This window comes from Pseudoalteromonas sp. T1lg65, assembly GCF_051930985.1.
Classification (GTDB): Bacteria; Pseudomonadota; Gammaproteobacteria; order Enterobacterales; family Alteromonadaceae; genus Pseudoalteromonas.
The window spans coordinates 1,707,720-1,729,710 of sequence record NZ_CP196837.1 but is presented as its reverse complement, the minus strand read 5'-3'; the positions used below and the strand labels follow the sequence as shown (position 1 = coordinate 1,729,710).

Annotated in this window: 16 protein-coding genes, 2 tRNA genes and 2 CRISPR repeat arrays (1 of these 20 running past the window's edge); of the genes, 15 read left to right on the top strand and 3 right to left on the bottom strand. The window is 42.4% G+C overall.

Annotation, left to right across the window (positions count from 1 at the left end; genetic code table 11):
- Position 1 precedes the first annotated feature (1 nt).
- Positions 2-1,384 (bottom strand): amidohydrolase, encoded by a 1,383-nt coding sequence (locus ACSLBF_RS07425; RefSeq protein WP_440055970.1) that lies wholly within the window; start codon positions 1,382-1,384, stop codon positions 2-4.
- A gap of 415 nt (positions 1,385-1,799) precedes the next feature.
- Here ACSLBF_RS07425 and ACSLBF_RS07420 point away from each other — a divergent pair, with 415 nt between their 5' ends.
- On the top strand, positions 1,800-2,141 hold the full coding sequence (locus ACSLBF_RS07420) for a DUF3718 domain-containing protein (RefSeq protein WP_440055969.1): 342 nt from the start codon (positions 1,800-1,802) through the stop codon (positions 2,139-2,141).
- Positions 2,142-2,181: 40 nt separating this feature from the next.
- Here ACSLBF_RS07420 and ACSLBF_RS07415 read toward each other — a convergent pair whose 3' ends face one another.
- On the bottom strand, positions 2,182-2,874 hold the full coding sequence (locus ACSLBF_RS07415; RefSeq protein ID WP_440055968.1) for a DUF445 family protein: 693 nt from the start codon (positions 2,872-2,874) through the stop codon (positions 2,182-2,184).
- Positions 2,875-2,997: 123 nt separating this feature from the next.
- Between ACSLBF_RS07415 and ACSLBF_RS07410 the strand changes: the two genes are divergently transcribed.
- Positions 2,998-3,852: a fructosamine kinase family protein gene (locus ACSLBF_RS07410; RefSeq protein WP_440055967.1), complete on the top strand. Its 855-nt coding sequence runs from the start codon at positions 2,998-3,000 to the stop codon at positions 3,850-3,852.
- A gap of 69 nt (positions 3,853-3,921) precedes the next feature.
- Positions 3,922-4,125: a CPXCG motif-containing cysteine-rich protein gene (locus tag ACSLBF_RS07405; RefSeq protein WP_440055966.1), complete on the top strand. Its 204-nt coding sequence runs from the start codon at positions 3,922-3,924 to the stop codon at positions 4,123-4,125.
- 23 nt (positions 4,126-4,148) lie between these two features.
- Here ACSLBF_RS07405 and ACSLBF_RS07400 read toward each other — a convergent pair whose 3' ends face one another.
- Positions 4,149-4,784: a riboflavin synthase subunit alpha gene (locus ACSLBF_RS07400; protein WP_440055965.1), complete on the bottom strand. Its 636-nt coding sequence runs from the start codon at positions 4,782-4,784 to the stop codon at positions 4,149-4,151.
- Positions 4,785-4,950: 166 nt separating this feature from the next.
- On the opposite strand from ACSLBF_RS07400, the gene ACSLBF_RS07395 reads away from it, so the two are divergent.
- From ACSLBF_RS07395 to cas2, 12 genes are all read left to right on the top strand, one after another.
- Positions 4,951-6,306 carry an MATE family efflux transporter gene (locus ACSLBF_RS07395; RefSeq protein WP_440055964.1) on the top strand — a complete coding sequence of 452 codons (1,356 nt, stop codon included), beginning with the start codon at positions 4,951-4,953 and terminating at the stop codon, positions 6,304-6,306.
- Positions 6,278-7,267, top strand: coding sequence for a DUF3080 family protein (locus ACSLBF_RS07390; protein WP_440055963.1), 990 nt, complete (start codon positions 6,278-6,280; stop codon positions 7,265-7,267). Before ACSLBF_RS07395 ends, ACSLBF_RS07390 begins: the two co-directional genes overlap by 29 nt.
- Before the next feature lie 107 nt (positions 7,268-7,374).
- Positions 7,375-7,451: transfer RNA gene (locus ACSLBF_RS07385), tRNA-Val, on the top strand.
- 19 nt (positions 7,452-7,470) lie between these two features.
- Positions 7,471-7,547, top strand: a tRNA-Val gene (locus tag ACSLBF_RS07380).
- A 539-nt stretch (positions 7,548-8,086) separates the two neighbouring features.
- Positions 8,087-9,751: a Cas10/Cmr2 second palm domain-containing protein gene (locus ACSLBF_RS07375; protein WP_440055962.1), complete on the top strand. Its 1,665-nt coding sequence runs from the start codon at positions 8,087-8,089 to the stop codon at positions 9,749-9,751.
- Positions 9,748-11,766 carry an RAMP superfamily CRISPR-associated protein gene (locus tag ACSLBF_RS07370; RefSeq protein ID WP_440055961.1) on the top strand — a complete coding sequence of 673 codons (2,019 nt, stop codon included), beginning with the start codon at positions 9,748-9,750 and terminating at the stop codon, positions 11,764-11,766. Before ACSLBF_RS07375 ends, ACSLBF_RS07370 begins: the two co-directional genes overlap by 4 nt.
- Positions 11,756-13,150: an RAMP superfamily CRISPR-associated protein gene (locus ACSLBF_RS07365; RefSeq protein WP_440055960.1), complete on the top strand. Its 1,395-nt coding sequence runs from the start codon at positions 11,756-11,758 to the stop codon at positions 13,148-13,150. The genes ACSLBF_RS07370 and ACSLBF_RS07365 overlap by 11 nt, the downstream gene beginning before the upstream one ends.
- On the top strand, positions 13,143-13,652 hold the full coding sequence (locus ACSLBF_RS07360; protein ID WP_440055959.1) for a hypothetical protein: 510 nt from the start codon (positions 13,143-13,145) through the stop codon (positions 13,650-13,652). Before ACSLBF_RS07365 ends, ACSLBF_RS07360 begins: the two co-directional genes overlap by 8 nt.
- The gene (locus tag ACSLBF_RS07355) at positions 13,642-15,831 is read left to right on the top strand and encodes a TIGR03986 family type III CRISPR-associated RAMP protein (RefSeq protein WP_440055958.1); all 2,190 of its coding nucleotides are present in this window, start codon (positions 13,642-13,644) and stop codon (positions 15,829-15,831) included. The genes ACSLBF_RS07360 and ACSLBF_RS07355 overlap by 11 nt, the downstream gene beginning before the upstream one ends.
- 2 nt (positions 15,832-15,833) lie before the next feature.
- Complete coding sequence (locus tag ACSLBF_RS07350; RefSeq protein WP_440055957.1) at positions 15,834-17,681, top strand: hypothetical protein; 1,848 nt, start codon at positions 15,834-15,836, stop codon at positions 17,679-17,681.
- Between the two features lie 3 nt (positions 17,682-17,684).
- The gene (cas1, locus tag ACSLBF_RS07345; RefSeq protein ID WP_440055956.1) at positions 17,685-20,408 is read left to right on the top strand and encodes a CRISPR-associated endonuclease Cas1; all 2,724 of its coding nucleotides are present in this window, start codon (positions 17,685-17,687) and stop codon (positions 20,406-20,408) included.
- Positions 20,405-20,695, top strand: a complete 291-nt coding sequence (gene cas2 / locus ACSLBF_RS07340; protein ID WP_440055955.1) for a CRISPR-associated endonuclease Cas2 — start codon at positions 20,405-20,407, stop codon at positions 20,693-20,695. Before cas1 ends, cas2 begins: the two co-directional genes overlap by 4 nt.
- A gap of 338 nt (positions 20,696-21,033) precedes the next feature.
- A CRISPR array of direct repeats spans positions 21,034-21,345; the repeat unit is 35 nt; unit sequence GTTGCACTAACCCCCGCCGTTTAGGCAGTAGAAAC.
- A 454-nt stretch (positions 21,346-21,799) separates the two neighbouring features.
- Positions 21,800-21,991: direct repeats of the CRISPR family, unit length 35 nt; it runs 187 nt beyond the window's last position.

The window sequence follows — 21,991 nt, the reverse complement described above, 5'->3', positions numbered from 1 at the left end:
CTTACTTCTGGCCCAACATAAAGTCACTAATAGCCTGATATTTCTCATCATTACGATCAAATACCTTACCACCGTCGATAAATACCTGCTCTGCTTTTGCGTACACGCTGAACGGATTACCATTCCAAATAACTAAATCTGCTTGTTTACCTTGCTCGATAGAGCCCGTCTTATCGTGTACACCTAAAGACTTAGCGGCGTTATAAGTAATCCACTTTATGGCATCTTGTTCTTTAATTTCGAAGCCAGCACGATTTGCGTTATACATTACTTTAGCTGCCTCTTGGTTCAGACGTTGAATTGTTGTGTCTGAATCTGAGTGAACCACTGCACAAGAGTTTTTAACCGCATCAACAATCGCGACATTTTCTTGTACCATGTCATATGCTTCCATCTTGAAACCCCACCAGTCTGGCCACAGCGCTGCACAGTTGCCATTATCAGCTAATAAGTCTGCAACTTTGTAGGCTTCAATACCGTGGTGGAACGTACCTGCGTGATAGCCAAACTCTTTCGAGAGGTCTATCATCATCGCCATTTCCTCTGCTTTATAACAATGATTGTGAATAAGGATTTCACCATCCAACACGCCTCGCAAAGTATCAAACTTAATATCTCTTTGCGGAGCATCGGGATTCAAGCCAGCTTTGTAAGCTTCTTCATATTCTTCCCACGCACGCTTGTATTCTGTTGCCTCTGCCCAAGCTTCACGATATCCAGCCATATTCCCCATGCGTGTGTATGGCGCCACGCCCTTTTGCCCATATACACGTTTCGGGTTTTCACCACACGCCATTTTGAGTCCATAAGGAGCTTCGGGAAATTTCATACCTTGCATAGTGTGTGCAGGCACGTTCTTCAATGTCACGCCTCGACCACCGAATAGATTCGCAGAACCTGGAAGTATTTGTAACGTAGTGATCCCACCTTCACGAGCTCGATTAAAACCCGGGTCCTGAGGCCATACTGAATGCTCTACCCAAACCTGCGAGGTGTTAGGGTTAATCATTTCGTTACCGTCTTGGTGAGACTCAACACCCGGACTTGGATACGCACCTAAGTGAGAGTGAACATCAATAATCCCTGGCGTGATCCATTTTCCTTCTGCATCAACGGTCACATCAGCTTTAACAGCCAAGTCTTTACCAACTTGCTGCACTTTTCCATCAACGATAAATACATCAGCCTGGTCAATTCTTTCACCAGTTCCAGTAAGAACGGTCGCGTTTGTAATCAACGTTGCTTTTGACGGCGTTGGTTTATAAGTACTTGGGTAAGGATTTTTATTAATCTCGACAAATTCTTTTTTGGGGCCGTTATCCTGACAGCCTGCTAGTGCCGCGCCTACCGCAAGCACTACTATTGCTGGAGCAAATTTTTGCATATATGTCATCTCTATTGTTTTTTTATGACTGTAACTGAATCTCATAAAAAATATTGAATTATGAGACTTAAGTCCACGAAAATACGATAAATGTAGGTAAGTATAAACCTAACGATGCAAAAAAACGAAAACTGATACAATTGTGTATTTTTAGACACATTTAAAACGTTGAGCTTTATCAATAGGTAAATGAATGAACGATAATGTTAACTCCATATTGAATAAAAAAAATGTGCAAATTAATTATCTAAAACATTTCATAGAAAAATCTTTATTTTCTTTTTAAGTCAGAAACTTAAACCGTTCTTTTTACATTGTAATACCTGCTTACACTCTGATTTATTTGGTTTACAGCAATATGAGATTATCCAAGCGATACTATAGATGTGTCCACGACAAAACAGAGGAACTAATCATGAAATTATTACTTACAGCTGGTGCTATCGCACTTATGACAATCGGTACCGCATCTGCTAATGAATTTGTTGCTGCTGACAACTCAATTGCTACTAAAATCTGTGTTGCAGTAACGAAAGACCAAAAGCTGACCATTGCAAGTACGTTAAGAGATCATCGTATGCCAAGAAATCATATTACGAGAAAATTGCACTGCAACGATATGCCTGTAGGTAAGTTTGCACAGGTTTATGGATTCAACAAGTCTGCAGAGTTTTTCGGTGTTGAACCAAAAACAGAGACTAGAATTAGAGACATCGCTAAATCTGACCAACCAGTGGTTATCTATGGTTCTAAATAGTCGCTAATGAGTGCTGCTTATCCTCGCAGCACTCTAGTTTTTAAAGCAATGAGGAAAGAAGACCAAATAAGCCACCAAACACACCGCCCCACACGACCAACCAACCCAAATGAGTTTTGATCATATTCTGAATGATTTCTTTAACCATCTGCGGTGTTAACTCATCTAGGCGCTCGTCAACGGCACGCTCAATGGTCTGATGAATTTCATCGCTAGCCAATTTTGTTTTAATTGCGCCTTCTACCGCCTTTTCAAATTCAGGCTGCTGACCGATTTCGATTAGCGCTTCTTTCATCTTCTCAATAAATGGCTCTCGTAGTGGCTGAACTGCTTCGGTGCCACCAAACATAGCGAGCATTGCTCCAAACTGAGAGGCTTCGATCACGCTGAGAAGCTTGTCAAAGGCTGGGTTTAAATCGATTTTTTCAGCCAGCGGTGCTAGCTCAAATTTAGGGTGCTCCTCTTCAACAAACGCTGCAATCCGCTGTTGGTCAAAAAACTCTTGTAAAATCAGCTCTCTGATCGAAGCTTTAAATTCTTTAAACTTGAGCGCAATTATTCCCGAACCATAAAGAAATGGCACTCGCTCAAACAGCATGTGAACAGCGAGCCAGTTTGTAACTGCACCGGACAGTGCAAATAAACCGATGGTGAGCAGCATTGAAACATTGCAAATATAACCTGTTAAAGCTATCCCAAACGCAACACCGTTAGTTACCAAATTTTTGTTCACTTCTACTCCATTATTTTTCGCGACGATTGCGCATTTTATTTTTTTTGTAAATGTTGCTCAAGTATTTGTGATTCTGCAATTTTCAACCATATTTTAGGGTGTCTGCGTAGAGGGGGTGTAATTATGTGGAATCGAGTCAATCAGCAAATATCTGAATCGTTAAATATGCCATTCGAGTTATCAAGCAAACAAGCTTTAAGTAGTTATGGCTCGAAAAAACTATATAAAATTTCTGATAGTAGCCACTCCTTTTTGGTCAAAGTAGCCCCTCTCTCGGCCCTAGAACGCTTTGAATGTGAAGCAGAAAACCGCAGTAAACTTATTCGCGACTCTGACTTTTTGATCGCCGACACTGTAACCGTTGGCACGAGTACGGAGTTCTGCTTCATTGTTTTAGAATGGCTGTGTTTGGAGTCTGGTAACGAGGATTGGAAAACGTGTGGCGAGTTACTCGCTAAACTTCATTTAAGGCACGAGCAACAAATGTTTGGCTTAGATGAAGACAATTATATACATGAATTACCTCAGCCAAATCAATGGCACAAAAAGTGGGAGACATTTTTTGCCGAAGAACGAGTTGGTTGGCAATTACAGCTGCTGGCCGAAAAAGGCGTGCACTTGGTAGATATCGACAATTTTATTGAGCAGTTAAAATCTATGCTACCCCATCACACTTCGCCTTCACTGGTACATGGTAATTTTTGGCGAGGCAATGTTGCCTTCAGTCAGGGCAAGCCAGTGTTGTTTTCACCAGCTTGCTATTACGGTGATAGAGAAATTGACATTGCCACCGCCCAGGCATTCACCGAGCTTCCTAAAGATTTTCTTGAAGGTTATGAATCTGTCTATCCGCTGGCAGAAAACTATCAGGACCGATTTGAAGTGTATCAATTATACCCAGTATTAGTTCAAGCAAACCTATTCGCTGGTAAGTATCTCACTGAAGCAGCAGAGAAAATCAGATCACTATTGAAATAAGTGCAACACCTACAGTTTTATGAACTATATTTAGTGTGTGTTCGGCTTAGCCATTCTATGGGAGGCCCAATGAAACAACTCTATAACCAACGTATCGCCTGTCCTCACTGTGGACATCATATTTATGTCGATCTAGACACCACCTCTGGTGACCAAGATTACTATGAAGATTGTGCAGCATGTTGTAACCCAATACACCTTAGAACACATTTGGATGAACTACGTAACCGAGTAGAATTACACGTGGATAGTGACGATGAGCAGGTCTTCTAGTCCATACACTTCGCCACATTGACTTAACGTTCGATGGCTGTTTTACGCATGTAGTTGTCAACAGTATTGATAATGGTGAACGTTTGCTGGTCTATTTCGATATTAAGTGTTGCACCTTCTCTAATTAGTCCCAAGTTAGTCAGGTTGAGGGTTTCAGGAATAAGGTGAAGCCAAAAACCCGCTTCGTCAATTTCGCCGACTGTCAAACTTGCTCCGTTAACCGCAATAAATCCTTTATACATTACGTACCTCATCCAACCCCGCGGTATCGCTAAGTACATTTTACAGTTATCTTGATAGTGCTCAATTTTTTGAACCATAGCCATTGTTTGAATATGGCCAGAAACAATATGGCCCCCTAACTCGGTACCAAATGTCATTGACCGTTCAAAATTAACCTGCTGACCAGTCTGTAATTCACCTAGATTGGTGAGCCGTAAAGTTTCATCAATTACATCAAAACTCACCTGCCCGACTACATCGTTGGCTGGGGTTTCAAAACTAACAACAGTCAAACAACAGCCGTTTATTGCGATGCTTGCACCAATATTTAAGCGCTGCAAATATTGTTGTTCAACCGAAACAACCAGTTTTAAAATACCATTAATCTTGCCTGTTGAGATCACCGATGCTTTAGTCTGCACTATGCCTGTAAACATAAATTTTTTGCTCTTATAAATACATTCAATATAAAAAGGCACACAACATAGACAGTTGATAATCTTGTTGGTGCAGAGTGAGTTTATCACTAAGATCATCGCAAAGCTTTGCTAAGATGTCATTGCTCTAATAGAATATCATTTTTGTATAAGATGTAGTTTCCTAATGAAGTTTTCCACTTGGGAAGCCCGCAGGTTGTTTCACCTTGCGGTTCCCGTTTTTCTGGCTCAAGTTACCCTCGTTTTAATGACCGTCGTAGATACGATGATGGCGGGCCAAGTTAGCCCCGACGATTTAGCTGCACTTTCTATCGCAACTGGTGTTTGGAACCCGCTAGTATTTACTTTACAAGGAATACTCCTTGCCTTAACTGGCCTTGTTGCCCACTGTTATGGCGCCAACGATACCGCTGGTATGAAGCGTTTTTTTCAGCAAAGCCTTTATCTGTCCGTCCTACTTTTTTTGGTAGGCTTATTTATCGCTCATTTTGCTTCTTATGTGTTTACCAGCCTGAATGTCAGAGCAAAGATTGAATCACTTGCATTGGGTTACGTGAATTATGTCAAATGGGGAATGTTCGGGTTCCTCGTATTCACCGTTTACCGAAACGTGATTGAGGGTATAGGCCAAACTAAACCTGCGTTTTACATTAGCTTGTTCGGTCTTTTCATTAACGTAATTGCCAACTACATCTTTATTTATGGAAAATTTGGAGCTCCAGCTCTTGGTAGTGCAGGATGTGGTTTAGCCACCAGCCTAGTGCTTTGCTGTATGGCCATTGCACAGTTTTCATACAGCTTTATGAGCAAACATATTGATGGAAAAGAACTGCTTACTAAGTTTGAATTGCCCAGTCTTTCAATCATGTTAACTGTTATAAAATTGGGCTTTCCTATTGCGCTGGCTACCTTATTTGAAGTCACTTTATTCGCTTGTATTCCCCTGTTTATAGCAGAGCTAGGTGCAATCGCGGTGTCTGGGCATCAAATCGCAGCAAGCGTTACAACGCTGCTATTTATGATGCCACTTAGCCTTTCTATGGCGATTGCAATTAGAATCGGAAACCTAAATGGTCAAGGTGCACACCAACAGCTTAAAGCTGCGATCAATACCGCTTTTATACTTGCTGTCGCAGTCGCTGCATTGGTTGCGTTTGTCACCTTTATAAGTCGTGATGCTATTGTTTGGTTATATACCAAAGATCCCGCAGTTGCAGCACTGGCATCTAGTATTATTGTCTTAGCCTGTTTTTATCAATTACCGGACGCACTTCAAGTATCCGCAAATGGCGTACTCAGAGGATTGAAATACACTCAGCCTATTTCTTGGATCACATTTGTTTCATATTGGTTGGTCGGGTTTATGCTTGGTTTCGTATTGGCAAAAACAGACTGGATTATAGAACCGATGGGACCAAGAGGCTTTTGGATTGGCATTATTGTTGGGTTAAGCGTCGCCGCGATTCTGTTGGTACAATGTGTGAGGCAAAGACTTGAGAAAATTACTACTGCTAGTGTTTAGTTTGTTCGGGGGAGCTGCATGCTCTCCGGTGCCCAGTGATACTTATTACGATTACAGAAGCCGATTGGCAAATACTTTAGACACAGAAGTAAGTGCGCTAGCACCACTTTCCAATAAAATGCTTCCTCGATTAGATAAACCGACAGCAACGCAAAATATCTCCATTCTCGAATTAGCAAGTTTAAGTCATTGCAAGATAAATCTATTAATAGCTAATCACAACAACCAGTTAGGAAAAACGAGTCCACCAAGTGGAAAATTGGCGTACAGCATACGCTTCATCCAACAAGCCGGAGATTGCATAAATCACCCAGACACCCCTAAGGAGCTTGCGTATAAGTTGCGACTTGCCGCATCGGAGAAACTCCAACAACTTCCTTTGTGGTTTACATATATGCTCTACAATGAGCCAGAACTTGCGATGCTAGGTAAGGCCAGTTTCAAAGAATTACCAGTAGAAAATACCAAGTTAGCACAAGACACCACTGAGGCCATTTCAGCTCTCTCTCAGTTAGCAGTCTCACTAGCTCACCCAGAAAAAATAGACGCCGGAGAAATTAATACAATACTTGAAGGACTGCGTGGTCAATATGTACAAGCGTTATTATCCAGTGCTCAAAAACAGACCAACTTAAACCTTGCCACAACCGAATTATTATCAAATTTTGATATCGAACAGCAACTTTGTCCGCCTAAACAAAATAAAACCAAGGCTCAAATTCTGAGCAATATTTTTAGTAAGTTTTATTTGCAGCAGATTCAACCCTATCAAGCACTACTTAATGGGCAGCTAGAAACATTAATTACACAGTGGCAACCCATATCCGATTTACTCGCACAACAAGGTATTGAACAGCCCATTTCACCCCAGCAGACCTTAACCGCCCTTAAACAATCAGCAAAACATCACGTTCAATGGTGGCAAAAGTTTTATAAAACGTGCAATTTAAGCCCACTATGAGCAAAAAAAAGGCAAACAATCAAAAAATTACATTAAGCGGCTTGATTCAGTGCCACAGTCACTATATATTACAACGCGTTGACAGGGCCTAGCTCTGAAAACTTAGTACGACCGTAGCTCAGTTGGTTAGAGCACTACCTTGACATGGTAGGGGTCGGTGGTTCGAATCCACTCGGTCGTACCAATTTCAAATGCATTTCAATACAACCGTAGCTCAGTTGGTTAGAGCACTACCTTGACATGGTAGGGGTCGGTGGTTCGAATCCACTCGGTTGTACCATTTCTTACTTCTTTATTGTATTATCACGTCAAAACTACTCGCTTTAGGCCCATATTCTAGAGTTTTCACACCATGTTCTAAGTATTTTTCAACCAGTCAAAGTACTAGCTATAGCAATTGAACTCACGAAACTACCTACATTGGATCCACTGCCAATGATCTAAGGCTAATTACACTGTTCACATAATACCCTTTTGTACCAATCCGCTTAACTAAGTGGTCTATTTTGAAGCAAGAAAACCTTGTCGATAGTTCCGCTCTCGCGTCCTGCTACCGCTAAGGTAGCTACATCCGTAGGCAAGGCAAAAATTTCGTTATTTAGTTGTTCTAAATGAGAAACTTTTAACGCAGCTATCGTTAGGTTTAATCTTTCAAAATGATTAAGTGTTATTGCGGATTGGTATTATACCCTATTGATATTTAAATAATCGTTTCCTGTAGTTACGCTCTATTGTTTTCACTCAAAGTAATTGTAAAGCAACATCAATCATGTTAATTATTTGTTTAGGAACAGTGCTAAACAATAAGGAACATACTCCATGTATATCGCACAGCTTGAGTTCAAACGTATCCAAACCTTTCTTTTTTCTTCTTCCCGAATGCGCGATATGGTGGCCGCCAATGCCCTGTTCGGCCACACCATTCGGGTAGAACTCGTAAATTTAGCAATCAACTATGGTGCTTCACAACCTCCCGAAATAGATGTAAGTGATACTGACAATGACGCCGATGTTGCTGTTGAATGCATGACCTCCCAAATGCTGATGGCAAAAGGCATATTAGGAAGAGACGGCGGACATTTTTTTGCTCACTTTGTCGACGATGAAGACAAAGAGCTAAATACCGACGATAAGAAAGAAAAACTCACTGCTCAAGAAAAAGCCAAACAATTCATAACGGCTGCAGTTAAAGTCATTTCGCAAAAACTCCCCGGCATTACCGTACAACATAGAGCCTTTGACAGCAGCACGACAAAACAAGCACTTCAAAAACTACCTTTTAAACATGCTGTTCATACTCAACTGCCTGAACTACCAATATTCGAAAAGTGCCAACAGTCCAATTCAGGGGTTGCCGAACAACTGTCAAACCGTAAAAAAGAAGAGTTGATTAGCGCAAGTACGGCGCTCAAGAACGAGCATTACAACCGAGTTTTTAATGATAAGTCGTTACCCCCGGGTGACTTTGCAAGTGAGATTATGCAAGCGCTTACGCAAGATCAGAAAAACTATTGGACTGACTTTGATACCTTGGTTGGCAGCGACTACCTCGCGGTAATAAGCGCTGACGGAAACAATATGGGTCAGCGATTCAAGCAATACCTAGACCAAAACAAGCAAAACTATAGCTCGTTTGTAGCTGAGCAAATATTAGCAGAGTCGTTTTTTGAAAGCGCTCGAAATACCCTTAAAGAGGCGACTAAAACCGCACTAGTAAATACCTTTAAAAATAAATCTGGCAACCTGCCCTACCAATTACTAATGCTTGGCGGTGACGACCTTTTAATCGTTTGCCAAGCAAAATATGCCTTTAAGTTGATCATCGAGTTAAACCAACAATTAGAATCAAGTGAACTAATAGATAATGCACCTTTAACCCTCGCCTTTGGCGTCGCTATTGCCTCTCATAACCTACCGTTTTATCGACTGCACCAAGCGGCAGAGAAACTCAATGCCAGTGCAAAAATTCTCAGTCGTAGTTGCGCCGACAAAAACTCACCAATACAGCCCAGCACAATTGATTGGCATATCGTGACGCAGGCGTGGTTAGACAACCCCATCGACGCAAGAAAACAGCAAAAAATAAGGCACTATGAAATTAATAATGAAGAGCACACACTGATTTTAAGCGAAAAGCCTTACCTATTAAATGCAACAGAAGGAACAGCCGGTTTTCAGGCAATCAATACATTGGCTGAAAAGCTGGTACGAAATAAGCAGCCGGGACAACCGCAAGAAGATGAAGAAATTATATCCCGCAGTGCACTGTTCAAATTACAGCACACTCTCACTGAAGGTGTTGCGCAAACCGAACTATTTTTGAGCACACTAACTGAAAACTTTAAAAAAGAACTCAAAAAAAATGGTATAGCCAAAAGTGGTTTCAGCGAAACCACAAACAACACATTTACTACCAAGCTTTCTGATGTGATAGAACTCATCGAATTACAGTACTTATCGCGCGACAAGGAAGAAGCAAAATGAGCAAAATTTTAGTCACTTATCATTTAAAGATTACTTTGTTAGACGATATACACACGGGTTCAGGCTTGGGTACTGAATTGATTAACAGTTTACAAGCCCGTGATGGTAAAGGTTACCCCGTGCTCTGGCGGCAACACCTAAAAGGCTTGTTGAAACAAAAACGTCTTGAGCTAGAGGAGTTAGCGCCTAACAACAAGTACACGACGCACTTTCAAAAACTACTTGCTGACAACGGGCAAGACGACTGCATACTGATACCCGGCTCTTGTTTTATGGACCCACAGCAAAAAGAGGTAACCATGTTGTGGTCAAACACAGCCCGAGAGTCAAGTCGCTCTATAAGCCTTGATGAAGTCAGCCTAAACCGCGCCCCTAAAGCCAAAAGCTTACGGACACAAGAATATATAAAAGCTGGCACGACGTTTAACTCAACATGGTACTTATGTGTCAACGAAGACAAGTATCAAGAATATCAAGAAGCTTTTGAAATACTCTTACAAAGGGTTTCTCATCTCGGCGCTAATAAAAACCGCGGTTCAGGTCAAATCCTGCTGAATAAAGACGTCACGATAACTAAGTTAGAAAATACCTCTCAAGACAACGCTGACATTGACACTTTGGATATCACTCTTACCAACTTAGAACCGCTACGCTTGCCCAATACGGATATCCCGGGCAATATCATTCCGACAAACACCCACTTAAGTGGAAGCCAGCTTGCCGCAGCCTTTGCTAACTGGTGCCGTTTACAAAACAATCGTGATTTATTTGAAGCATTTATCACTAAGAAGTTTACTGTCTCGTATGCCTATCCGATGCACCCAGAAAAATGTGAACCTAGTGTGCCCGCGCCTTTGAATTTACAAACTGAAAAGGCTAGTTGTAACAAGGTCGAATTACCTTGGTGGAGTCAAAATCTCGCCCAGAAACAATACATCGACGGCTACAGTAATGATCCAAATAAAAAGGCAAAACGTCTAAAAGGCAGCAATTACATCACCATTGATGAACAAGCGCATACATTATTTAGCCAACCCGTTGCTATTCATATGCGTAATAGCGTTAGAACGAACTTTGACGATGGTAGTGTTGATGACTCCAAGCTTTTTAGTGAAGAGATCATTCCTGAACATACCCAATTTCACTTCACTATCACCGCTGAGGACAATAAGCAACTACAGGCGCTACATAAGCTGTTAGAACAAAGCCCACTGCCACTGTTACTTGGTAGAGGTAAAGCGCCATGTGAGATTAATCCCAATGCCTACAGCAAACAAGCTAATAGAGCACTGACATTTGATAGCGAAAAAACGTTAACTCTGGTGCTTGCCAGTCCACTTCTTTGTTACAACCCACAAACGGTTGAAGCCTACACGCAGCTTAATCATGATGTTTTGAATACGCTTTTTGAGGGGTTGGCCCTGAGCTCTGAGGATTGCCACAGCTTTAGTGAGCCAACCAAGCTAACTGGCTTTAGCCACGAAACAGGTTTGCCTAAACAGCCTATTCCGTGTATTGCAGCAGGTAGCAGTATTCATATTCGCCATCCTGAAAAAGCCACAGAACTGGTGAAAAAGCTCAGTCAGTGCCTCGCACTGGGTGAAAAACAGCATGATGGACTGGGTCAGTATTGGTGGTATCAAGGTGAGCTTGAAATTACTAATCTGCAAGCAAAAAGCCCAGCATTTAAACCAAACAAACAAGAAACCTTGCTCAAGCAGCTCTGTGCACTTATTACGCATACCAATAACTACCCCAGTGTCACACAGTGGCAGCGTTTAAAACACCAATTTAAGCACGCAAAGCTGACCGCTACACAAACCGTTGAAGACATTTTTATCTACCCAACAACACAACAGCGACTGCAAAAGATTGGCTGGAAGGAAGGCACCATCCCAATCGAAAAGCTAATTGAATTTTCACAAAACGACCCAGATCGTGCAATTTTATGTTGCGATTTCATCATCAGTAAGCTTCGTAATGCATCGCAAGGAGGGGATCAAAATGAGCAATAATGCACCATACTGTAACCTATTCTACGTCACGTTAACGCAACTCACTGAGTTTAATACTGCGGGCAATGACACCGATGACATCGACATCACCTTAGCTAAAAATGGTCAAGGTGAGTACATTATTCGCGGCTCAACACTGGCGGGCGCGATTGTACATCAAGCTAAAAAACTTGGCTTTAGCATCCCCAGCAACCTTGCTGGAGATACTTGGGTTGATGATGCCGACGGCAAACAACAACGCATTTCCCAGCCATCCTGTATGCGTGTTTTTAACGCACGGTTAGTTGACCAAGCACAAACGTCCCAGTTCAAACAACATGTGGCAATTAACCCAAAAACAGGCGCTGCATTTGATAACGCCTTATTTGACGTTGAAGTATTGCCTAGAGGTAACGAGTGGCATGTGTTTATCGAAGTGAACGAGTCAAAAACCCAAGAGCAAAGTGATAGTGCCAGTCAAATTATTGCCCATGTTTTAAATTACTGGCAGCAAAACCCGCTCTTTTTAGGTCATCGCCCAGTAGCAGGTTACGGCTGGTTTAACGTAGCCAATGCAGAAGTGGTACAACTTAGCACCACTCACTTGTTTGATTACCCAAATAACAGCAAAAACTATCCACGCGACAAACAAGCACTACTTGATGACTTAAGCATTCAGCCCTATCCAATTAGCGATTTTATTTGTACCAAAAAGCCCACACCCAAAGTCAGTCAGATTGTGTATGACATCACACTGAGCGCAGGCGTTAATGAAGATGAGCACGGTGAACAATGGGGGTTGGATAGCTTTTTTATCGGCGGGCACGAAATCGAAGCGCCGCTGAGCTTCAACAAAGTAGATGAAAATATCCAAAAGAACTTAAAGTCAGGCTCTGCGTACAAATACACCGAGCAAGATATGCCCGACAACTTCTTTGTGGTTGACCATACCAACACGCCTTATATTCCAAGCGCTTCTATTCGAGGGCCACTGCGCCATCAACTTATTCGACAAGGGCATGAAAAGTTGGCTGAACAGCTATTTGGCACTACAGAGCACAGCTCTAACTGCTACATACAACAAGCCTATTTAAGCAGTGAGTCATGGCAAGGCATGATTTTACATAACCACGCAGAGGACGAATTTACTGCGGGCGTTTATGGTTCATCAAAGTTTGTGCGCATGTGCGTAACACAAGGCACATTCTCTACTCGGCTCATTATCGAATACCTAAATGACGAAAATGGCAACATGCCAAAGCACATCCAGCAACAAATTAACGCCCTCGAAGAGGTATTTGAATTAGCCAAGCAAAAGCAACTGGCTATAGGTGCTAAACAATGGGTTGACTCGGGGTGGTTAAAATGGGAAGCCAAAAAAGTACAAGGAGAAAGTCATGAGTAAAGCTCAATTAACTTGCAGCATTATTACCAATAAAACAGTATCTCAGCTACTTAATGAGTTTGTAAACAAAAGCGCAATTGGAGAAATTTCGTTAAACAACCAGCAGCCATTTTTATGTGTTTTAGCGCCCAAAAGTACAGTGACTGAAGAAGTTTGCCCTGTACTTGTTACCACCAATTTCGAACTTAACACATTGCTTGAAAAAGGCATTTTTGAATTTGAATCAGTACAGATTTATTTCTTACACTTGAGTGTCAGTATCCTTTCAACCGAACAAGGCAACCTGATTAAGCAAGTCGATGCAACACAACTCTCTGAGTTCGATTTCACCTTACAACATACACCGTTTGTTAAAGACCTATTCAAAACTAATAGATTTGATGAAAACGTAACAAAGCAAGTTGGACAATGGCTCGATGGTTCTCAACACCATTTTTATCTTGTACCAACACAAGAAAGTACCACCGAATTAGTTTGGGGAGGTAAAAGCAATGAATTATAAGCCCAATAAAAACAACCAAAACTTTAATAAGCGAAGACACAATAGTGACAATGTTGATACAAGCGACACTAAACCAAAAAACCCTAAAACAATCGAAGATTTTACAGGTACAACCAACCAGCCCCCCTATCACTTTGTGCACAATAACGTTAAAAAGAGCAAAGCGGTTGAGCGAGTAGATCACAACACCTATCACCCTGAGCGCTCTGGCGCGCTTAAAATTGAAATGACCACATTGACCGACGCTATTTTTGGTTGTTATCAAAAAACGGTAAAAGAAAAAAGTGATGAACTATTCCCTGCTTTTTTTAATGAGCGCGGCATCATTCAGGGCAGCTCAATACTTGGCATGCTCAGGCATATTGTCGGGGCGCTCTCACAATCTCCTATGCGCCATGTGCAAGAGCAGACCTTTTCGTATCGGCCCAGTGTCGCGAATGCTCCAAAAAAACCACACTTAACCACCTTACCCGCTGAAGTTATTAAGCTAAACCCGTTAACTGTAAGAGTTATCAATGAACGACATGCATGTTTATTCGTCAGTGAGAAAGCTAAACGGCTTATCGACTCAAACTGCGATACAAACTCACCCGCACCTTTTTCAATCCAGCATATTAAAGACCTGAGAATAAAAGAGAAAATCATCAAAAACAGGAACACACAAAGGAAAACAACCATCTCTCGTAGTCTTTATAAATCTGATGAATTAAAGTCATCTGAAAATGTGCGTTGCTTAGCAAAAAGTCAAACAGGCTATCGAAACGCATCGGGTAAATTTTATTTGAGAAAGTATAAAGGCGCCATCGATGAACAGGGTTTGCTTAGTAAAGAGTTTGGTAAAAACGACAACGCTCCCTACTGTGCACTTTTAATTCACCAAAATGCGCTCAAAAACGCAAAGCGCGAAGAAATTCAACACCTAGTTGATCACTACCAACTGACGACCGAGCACCTTCAGGACCAGCGACAAGGACATATATCTAGCCGCCATCCCTTACTACCCGATGGTAAGAATCTTCCACAATTGATAGAAAACAACAGAAAGTATGAGCTTAACCAAATGGTGTTTGTAGAAGCGCTGATAAGTGATGATAATAAAATACAAGAAATCGTCAGCTTTGGTAATAACTACTTATACCGCTGGCGCTATCAAAATAGTATTCACAAACGCCTTGAACTTGATCAGAAACAGGAAAAACTGATACAACGTCAGCAAATTAACCTACATAGCAACTATCAGTCGCTCAACTTGGTCGATAGGCTGTTTGGCTATGTTAATGAAGCATGCGAAGACGAGAATAAAAATGAAAACAACAAACTCGCCGGTTCGCTCAGCATTAACCACGCGCTTGAAGTACCCGACAAACAAGGTCGATTTTATAAACAGCGCCACAATACAGAAAAACTCAAAGTTGCATTGATCCCGCTTGGGCAGCCTAAACCTAGCGCGGGGGAATTCTATTTAAAGCCATTGAAAAACAACAAGCTAGTGCCAAACTATGGTTATTCTAAAAGTGAGAATTTACACTACGAGTTAAATGGGCGTAAGTTTTACTTACACCAAAAGCCTTACACTCCCAAAGATGAAGAAAATAACAACGAAACGAAGCAAAACGCTGACAATAAACTCGCCACGACAGCACAGTATGTAACCCCAGAAAATACCCGTTACCGCATGACGTTGCGCTATAAAAACTTAGCGCCTGAAGAACTAGGCCTAGTGGTACTGGCACTGCAACCCGAAATAATTAAGTCCTGTGACATCCCTCCACAACACCGACAGGCACTCGCACCGTTTAAAAAGTCTCCTTTGCTGTTGGCAAATAAGCTGGGTTACGCCCGCCCGTTAGGCTACGGCAGTGTTGCGTTTGATATTAAAGATACAAATCAACAAATGCTTACTAATGCAGTAACCGCCTTTTTACACACACAAAACAGTGTTGAACACATTAAGCAATGGCTCACAATTTGTTTGTATAGCCTTGATACAAACTACTCTTACCCGGGTCAAACTAACTTTAGGGGAGATAAGATTTACAAGTTCCACTCATGGATTAGAAATACAGAGCTAAGGCGACGTCGTGCGCACTACACGCTGGGGACTAAAGGTGATAGTCCTGAAGAAAACCAAGAGAAATTAGGTGAACAAATATTAAAGCCTCTAAAAGGAATTGAATAACAATGCGTGAAAATACCGTACTCATAATCACGATCGGTAGAACCGATCTAAAAAAAGCCATTATTGACGAGCAAGGTAAGTTTATCGAATTACCTGATACTTTTAGCAGACATTACCTAAGCGGAGAAGGCAACGAAAAAGCCCAATACGCGCCTAAAACGGTAACGTTAGAACACGCCTTAGAATTACAAAAAGCAGCACAAGAGGCAGCGGTATTAGCCAGGAAGAAAAGAGATCCAGCAGCCCTTTGTGAACCAAATGGAGCTAGTAACAAACAGAGTGCTCAATTGCAAAGTGAATACGCCGATAAAGTCATTCCAGTAAAACTTATTGCTCTGCTACAAGAACTAAAGCACCCAGATTATAAGGGCCCTAAGCCCAATACCATCATCATACTCAACACGGATCGAAATGAGTTAGACGAAGAAGATAGAGACAGGAAAAGAGAACCCTATGCTTATGGCCCCATTATTGCTCAATGGTTTGCCGATGAACTAAAGCTACCATATAAAGGCATAATAGACGCAACGATCTCACTTGGCGAGGGAAGCTATGTGCTTAACTACATTAATGGAAAAATGAATTTCTACGGAAGCGGAAAAGATGACCCAGTAAATCGAAAAGCACTTGAGAATATCTGTTGTGTTATTCAACGTTTGGTAGATACCAAACCGAATACTCCGCTTTCCATACTCTATTCACCAGGTGGCGGTGCTGGTAACTACAAGCCACAAATTGAAGCTTTGTGTGATCTGTATGCTGATCATCTTATGACTTGGACAGAGCCAGAAAAACGTGGAGAAAGAACAGGAAAAGGCTCTGCATTTGAACAAGCCAGTCGATACCCTAGCCCCGATACCTCCTTTAGAGCACGCAAACAGATCATTGGCTTGCTTAAAAAAGGCAATTTACAAGGGGCGGCGGCAATCGCCGAAGCGTTCACGCCAGAGTCTGGCAATCGTAACCAGTGTGACCATGCATGGGCAAGGGCCATTCAAGCTGCTAATTTTTGGCTGCAAGGGCAATACACCATTGAGCAACTTAATGAGGCCTTAGCCTGCCCGCTGCCGTTAAAAGATGAAAGAAGTTTACCTAATAGTTTGTGGTGTGCATTTCGCCTAGAAGCCGCATTAAAAATGGGCAATTACCAAGACGCCATTCGTTTAACCTGTGACATTAGCGAAATTATGCTGCAAGACTACTTCGCCAATTGCCTAAGCGAAGTGAATTATGATTTTGCTAACGAGGCATACGCTGATTTGGTAATAAAACTGGGTGATAAACCTCAGTTAATAGACTTGTTTTCAACCGCATACAACGGCATTGCCACAACCAAAAACGGCCAGTTGCAAAAGCCTTTCAGCGATACCCTTGCACATTTAAGCAACAAAAAAGTATCAACGGTGAAAACTTATTTGTTTGAAAACCAAGATGAGCAAAGACGTATAGCTGCGCTAGATATTATTTGCAGCTTACACATTGCCACAACCAGCGGCAAACCGCTGGCATATCAGCCCAATCATCTGTTGAAAAATTACGAGTCAACACTGCGTGGCAACGGCGACCCAACCGACTTAAGTAACCCAAAGGCAATACGCAATACCATTACCCATGGCTACTTAAGTCAGTCAAAACTGCAAGCGGCAATACAAAGTTTTGTTAATGCCGACTTGTGGCATAAAAGTGATACGGGTGAATATAGTTTTCTCGCCCACAAAACCTTCGCCGATCTCTATTCGCAATTAGATGTAAAAGTTAAAGACTCGCCATATCGGCTTTTCACTCAACTCATTGGCGGCCTAATCACCCAGCTTAAACATGCGCCTGTTGATTTTGAGGAACATGCCTAACTTATGAGTTTTTATCCTATTCGAGTGTACAAAGTGACCTTGTGTTTTAACGCGCACGTGTCACTGCCCTTTTTTCACCAACCTTTGGTAAGTAGTTTTTTACGCACCTTGCTCAACATCTCTGAAGCACAGCAAAATCGCATACTCATTCACACACCACAAAGCGGCCAATGTGATTACGAGGCTGGGCAGCATTTTTGTTTTTACTTCATCACGCTGAATCTTGATGAACATTTATTAGCCCACATTGTGGATCAATTCGTTCAGCTCCCCCTTTCAGCAACAGCGGCAAAGTGCCACGGATTACTTGCAGACAACTTACACTTAGTAAATATTGAAGACGGCCTAACTGACGCACCACTTGCCAACCCAATGCACGCGGCCACGCTCGACCACGGTGCGATTTTGTCGGAGGCAGAGCAATGGCAACAGTATGCAGCAGAGCAACAGGAAATAAGCCTGACGTTTTTAAGCCCGGTGCGTTTGTCAAAACCACAGAGCAAAACTCTGTATAACAACGGGAGTGAACTGACCGGCGAGCTAATACTCAACCGTTGTTTTGACGCCTTTGCGTCTTTATGTAGCACCCTAGGTTTAGCACGCCCGACTCGGGTTGACCTACCTGCAACGCCTATTAAAACACACCTGTCTTGGGTTGATTGCAGTTACACCAACCCACATGGCAAACAAAAGCAATTGGGTGGCTTGGTTGGCACCGTAACCCTTAATTGTGGCGCATTAAACTACGACTTATGGGTGTATTTGGTCTTGGGTCAATATATTGGGCTGGGACAAAACCGCAATTTTGGTATGGGCCGTTACAAATTAGTAGGCACACAAGGGCAATCGAGCTTACCACAGATCAAGCGGCCCACGCCCCTGTTGCAAACGGTTTTAAGCTACCAAAACTTGTCATCCGCTTGGCAACATGAGTACAAAAAGCTCAGCAAAGTACAGCAAGCGCAATATGGCCCCGATCAGTTAGAGGCACTGCATCACAGCATTCACACTAGTACCTATCAGCCGGGTTATTTAACCCCGCGCTTGTTACAAAAGCCCGGACAAAAAGAACGCCTGCTTCTGCTCCCTAACTTTATTGATAAAGTAACCCACAAAGCGATAAGCCTATGGCTATCCAATACCCTAGACAAGTTATACAACAAAGCCAGTTATGGGTATCGCACAGGGCATTCACGGCTCAACGCAAAATACCGTATTCAACACCTACTGCACCAAGGATATACCACGGTACTCGATGCCGACATTAAGTCTTTTTTTGCCAGTATTTGTACCCAGCAAGTGATCGATAAGCTGGTGGCTTTATATGGCGACGATCCACTTTGGCCGCTAGTCGCACAAATGCTCAATGCCGAGATTGACCCAAATACCGAACTACAAATAAACACCCCACCCACTGGGCTGAACTTAGGCAGCGCTCTTAGCCCAGTGCTCGCCAACCTGATGCTGGACCAATTTGATGATGTGATCAGCCATGAAAACTTAGAACTAGTACGCTACGCCGATGACTTTTTAATTTTGTGCAAAAGCCAACAACAGGCCGAGCACGCCAAAACGCTCGTTCAGGCGGTATTGCAACAACAAGGCTTAAGCCTAAACCCACAAAAAACCCGTATTACCACCATTCAACAAGGGTTTAACTTTTTAGGGTATTACTTTATCAATGAGTTAGTTATTCCGATTAAGCCGCAGCACAACGAAAGCGAGCCCGTTGAAGCCGTTCCCGCACCTAAGAATAACGCCTTGTTTTTTGACAATGCCCCGCAAGTGGTATGTATTACCGGGCAAGTTGCGGTACTTTCCTGCCAAGGAAGACGCCTTAAAATTGCACAACAAGATAACGTCATGTATTTGCCCTTAGCACACATCGATACCCTAATACTATTTGGTAGCCACCATATCACCACGCCGGCACTCATACGACTGATGAAAAAGCACATTCATGTGTACTTTGCCGACGGCTTTGGTAACTTTATTGGCCAAGCCAATGGTGCGCATAAGTTGTACCAACAGCAGTTAATTCAGGCGTCGGTATTAAGTCAAGCAGAACAACGCCTCTGTTTTAGCCAACAGTTGATCAGCGCCAAAATAGCCAACCAAATGGAGGTGTTAAGGCAGCGCCAACTCAATACTGCGCCTCTTAAACACACGCTTGAAAAACTACAGCAAGCCAACAGCACACAACAAGTTTTGGGGTTAGAAGGCAGCGCCAGCAAACATTATTTTAGAGAAATAGCCAGCACCTTACCCGAAGGCTTTGAATTTACACACCGCCAAAAGCAACAACCTAACGACCCAGTAAACAGCTTACTCTCGTATGGCTACAGCATGCTCTATGCTCATGTTGACAGCCTAGTTCGCGCACAAGGCTTAAACCCCACCTTAGGTGGTTTGCACAAAACCCGGGGCCAACATAGCGCGTTAGCCAGTGACTTAATGGAGCCATTTCGCTTTATTGTTGAGCGTACCATGCTCACCAGTATTAAGCTTGGGCAAATCAAGCCCACCGACTTTAGCCAACAAGGTAAATTTTGCCAAATCAATCATGACGCCCGCAAACGCTGGAGCCAGTACTTAATTGAGGCGCTGCAATCCCCCAAGTTTAACCAGCAATACAGTGTGCTTGATGCCATCACCTGCCAAAATAGTCATTTAATTAATTGGCTAAATGGCAACGCCGAACACTTCACCCCGTGGAGGCTAAAATGAGCCTGTTGTACACCGTATGCTTTGATATTGAAAATGACACACTACGGCGAAAAGTAGGCAATATTTTGCTTGAATACGGCGAGCGCGTGCAATACTCGGTATTTGAAATAAAACTCGACAATGACAGCCAATTTATGGCGTTAAAAACCCAGCTACAAGCCTTAGTTACACAATTTGACGGTGACTGGGATATCCGCTTTTATCACCTAAACACCAGTACATTAAAACGCTCAATGAACCTGCAAGGAGAAGCCATCGCGCAATTTCCCAGCGCCTATATTTTTTAGCGATTTTTACGTTCTAACACGCAGTTAACCATTTAATTTAGTTGCTTTATTTGCTAGTGTAGTTTTTGCTCTTTAACAATTTGACGAAAGCCGTAAGCGAATTTGTGCGCACCCTATTTCCCGTATTCGGTAAATTTTGAAAAGTGATTGTTTTACAATGACTTAACTCAAAAACAGCCGATTAGGTTCACACCCCAATAAAATCAATGGGTTAAGTAGAGTTGTTGTGAGAAAGGAGTGAAAATATGGGGTAAATACGACTTTTTAGCAACTTGCCCAAGGAGGTTCATCAAAACCACGCTGGCAGGCCACGCCACACAAGGGCTAGAATTTCTGGGGTTGCATTAACCCTCGCCGTTTAGGCAGTAGAAACTAAAGTCACTCTCGGATACTTCGAATTTGTAAGGGTTGCATTAACCCTCGCCGTTTAGGCAGTAGAAACTCCTTCAGATTGCCCTTTGAAGAACTTCTCAAAGGGTTGCACTAACCCCCGCCGTTTAGGCAGTAGAAACCTCTAGCTTGCTTTTACGTAGGATGCTGGAAAACGTTGCACTAACCCCCGCCGTTTAGGCAGTAGAAACTACTAATTCTCTGTCCTTTAACATCACGGTGTAAGTTGCACTAACCCCCGCCGTTTAGGCAGTAGAAACATACGTATGTACATTTCTTCGCGGTGAATACTAACGTAACATTCCCCCAAGCTGTTTAGACTAAAAATGGGGCTATATGTGGTGTTAGAAAACGTGACTGCACAGCTTAATCGAGAAAAAATGATCAGTTAGCAAAGCCGATGATTCAGCTTGATTATTTACCCATGGCTGATAGGTTAAGTGTGGTTCTTTAACAATTTGAATAACGCCATCAGCGAATTTGTGCGCACCCTATTTTCCGTATTCGGTAAAATTGGGAAAGTATTTGCTTATCAATAATTTAAATGAAAAAGAGGCAATTAGGTTCACACCTCAATAAAATCAATGGGTTAAGTAGAGTTGTTGTGAAAAAGGAGTGAAAATATGGGTAAATACGACTTTTTGGCAACTTGCTCAAGGAGGTTCAGCAAAACCACGCTGGCAGGCCACGCCACACAAGGGCTAGAATTTCTGGGGTTGCATTACCCCCCGCCGTTTAGGCAGTGGAAACTTATTGACTCAATTGTAATTCCCACTATCTTTTGTTGCATTACCCCCCGCCGTTTAGGCAGTAGAAACTAAAACAGCTAGGTTAAAATCCTCGTCGCAGTTGTTGCATTACCCCCCGCCGTTTAGGCAGTAGAAACTAAATTAACCCTATCATCCT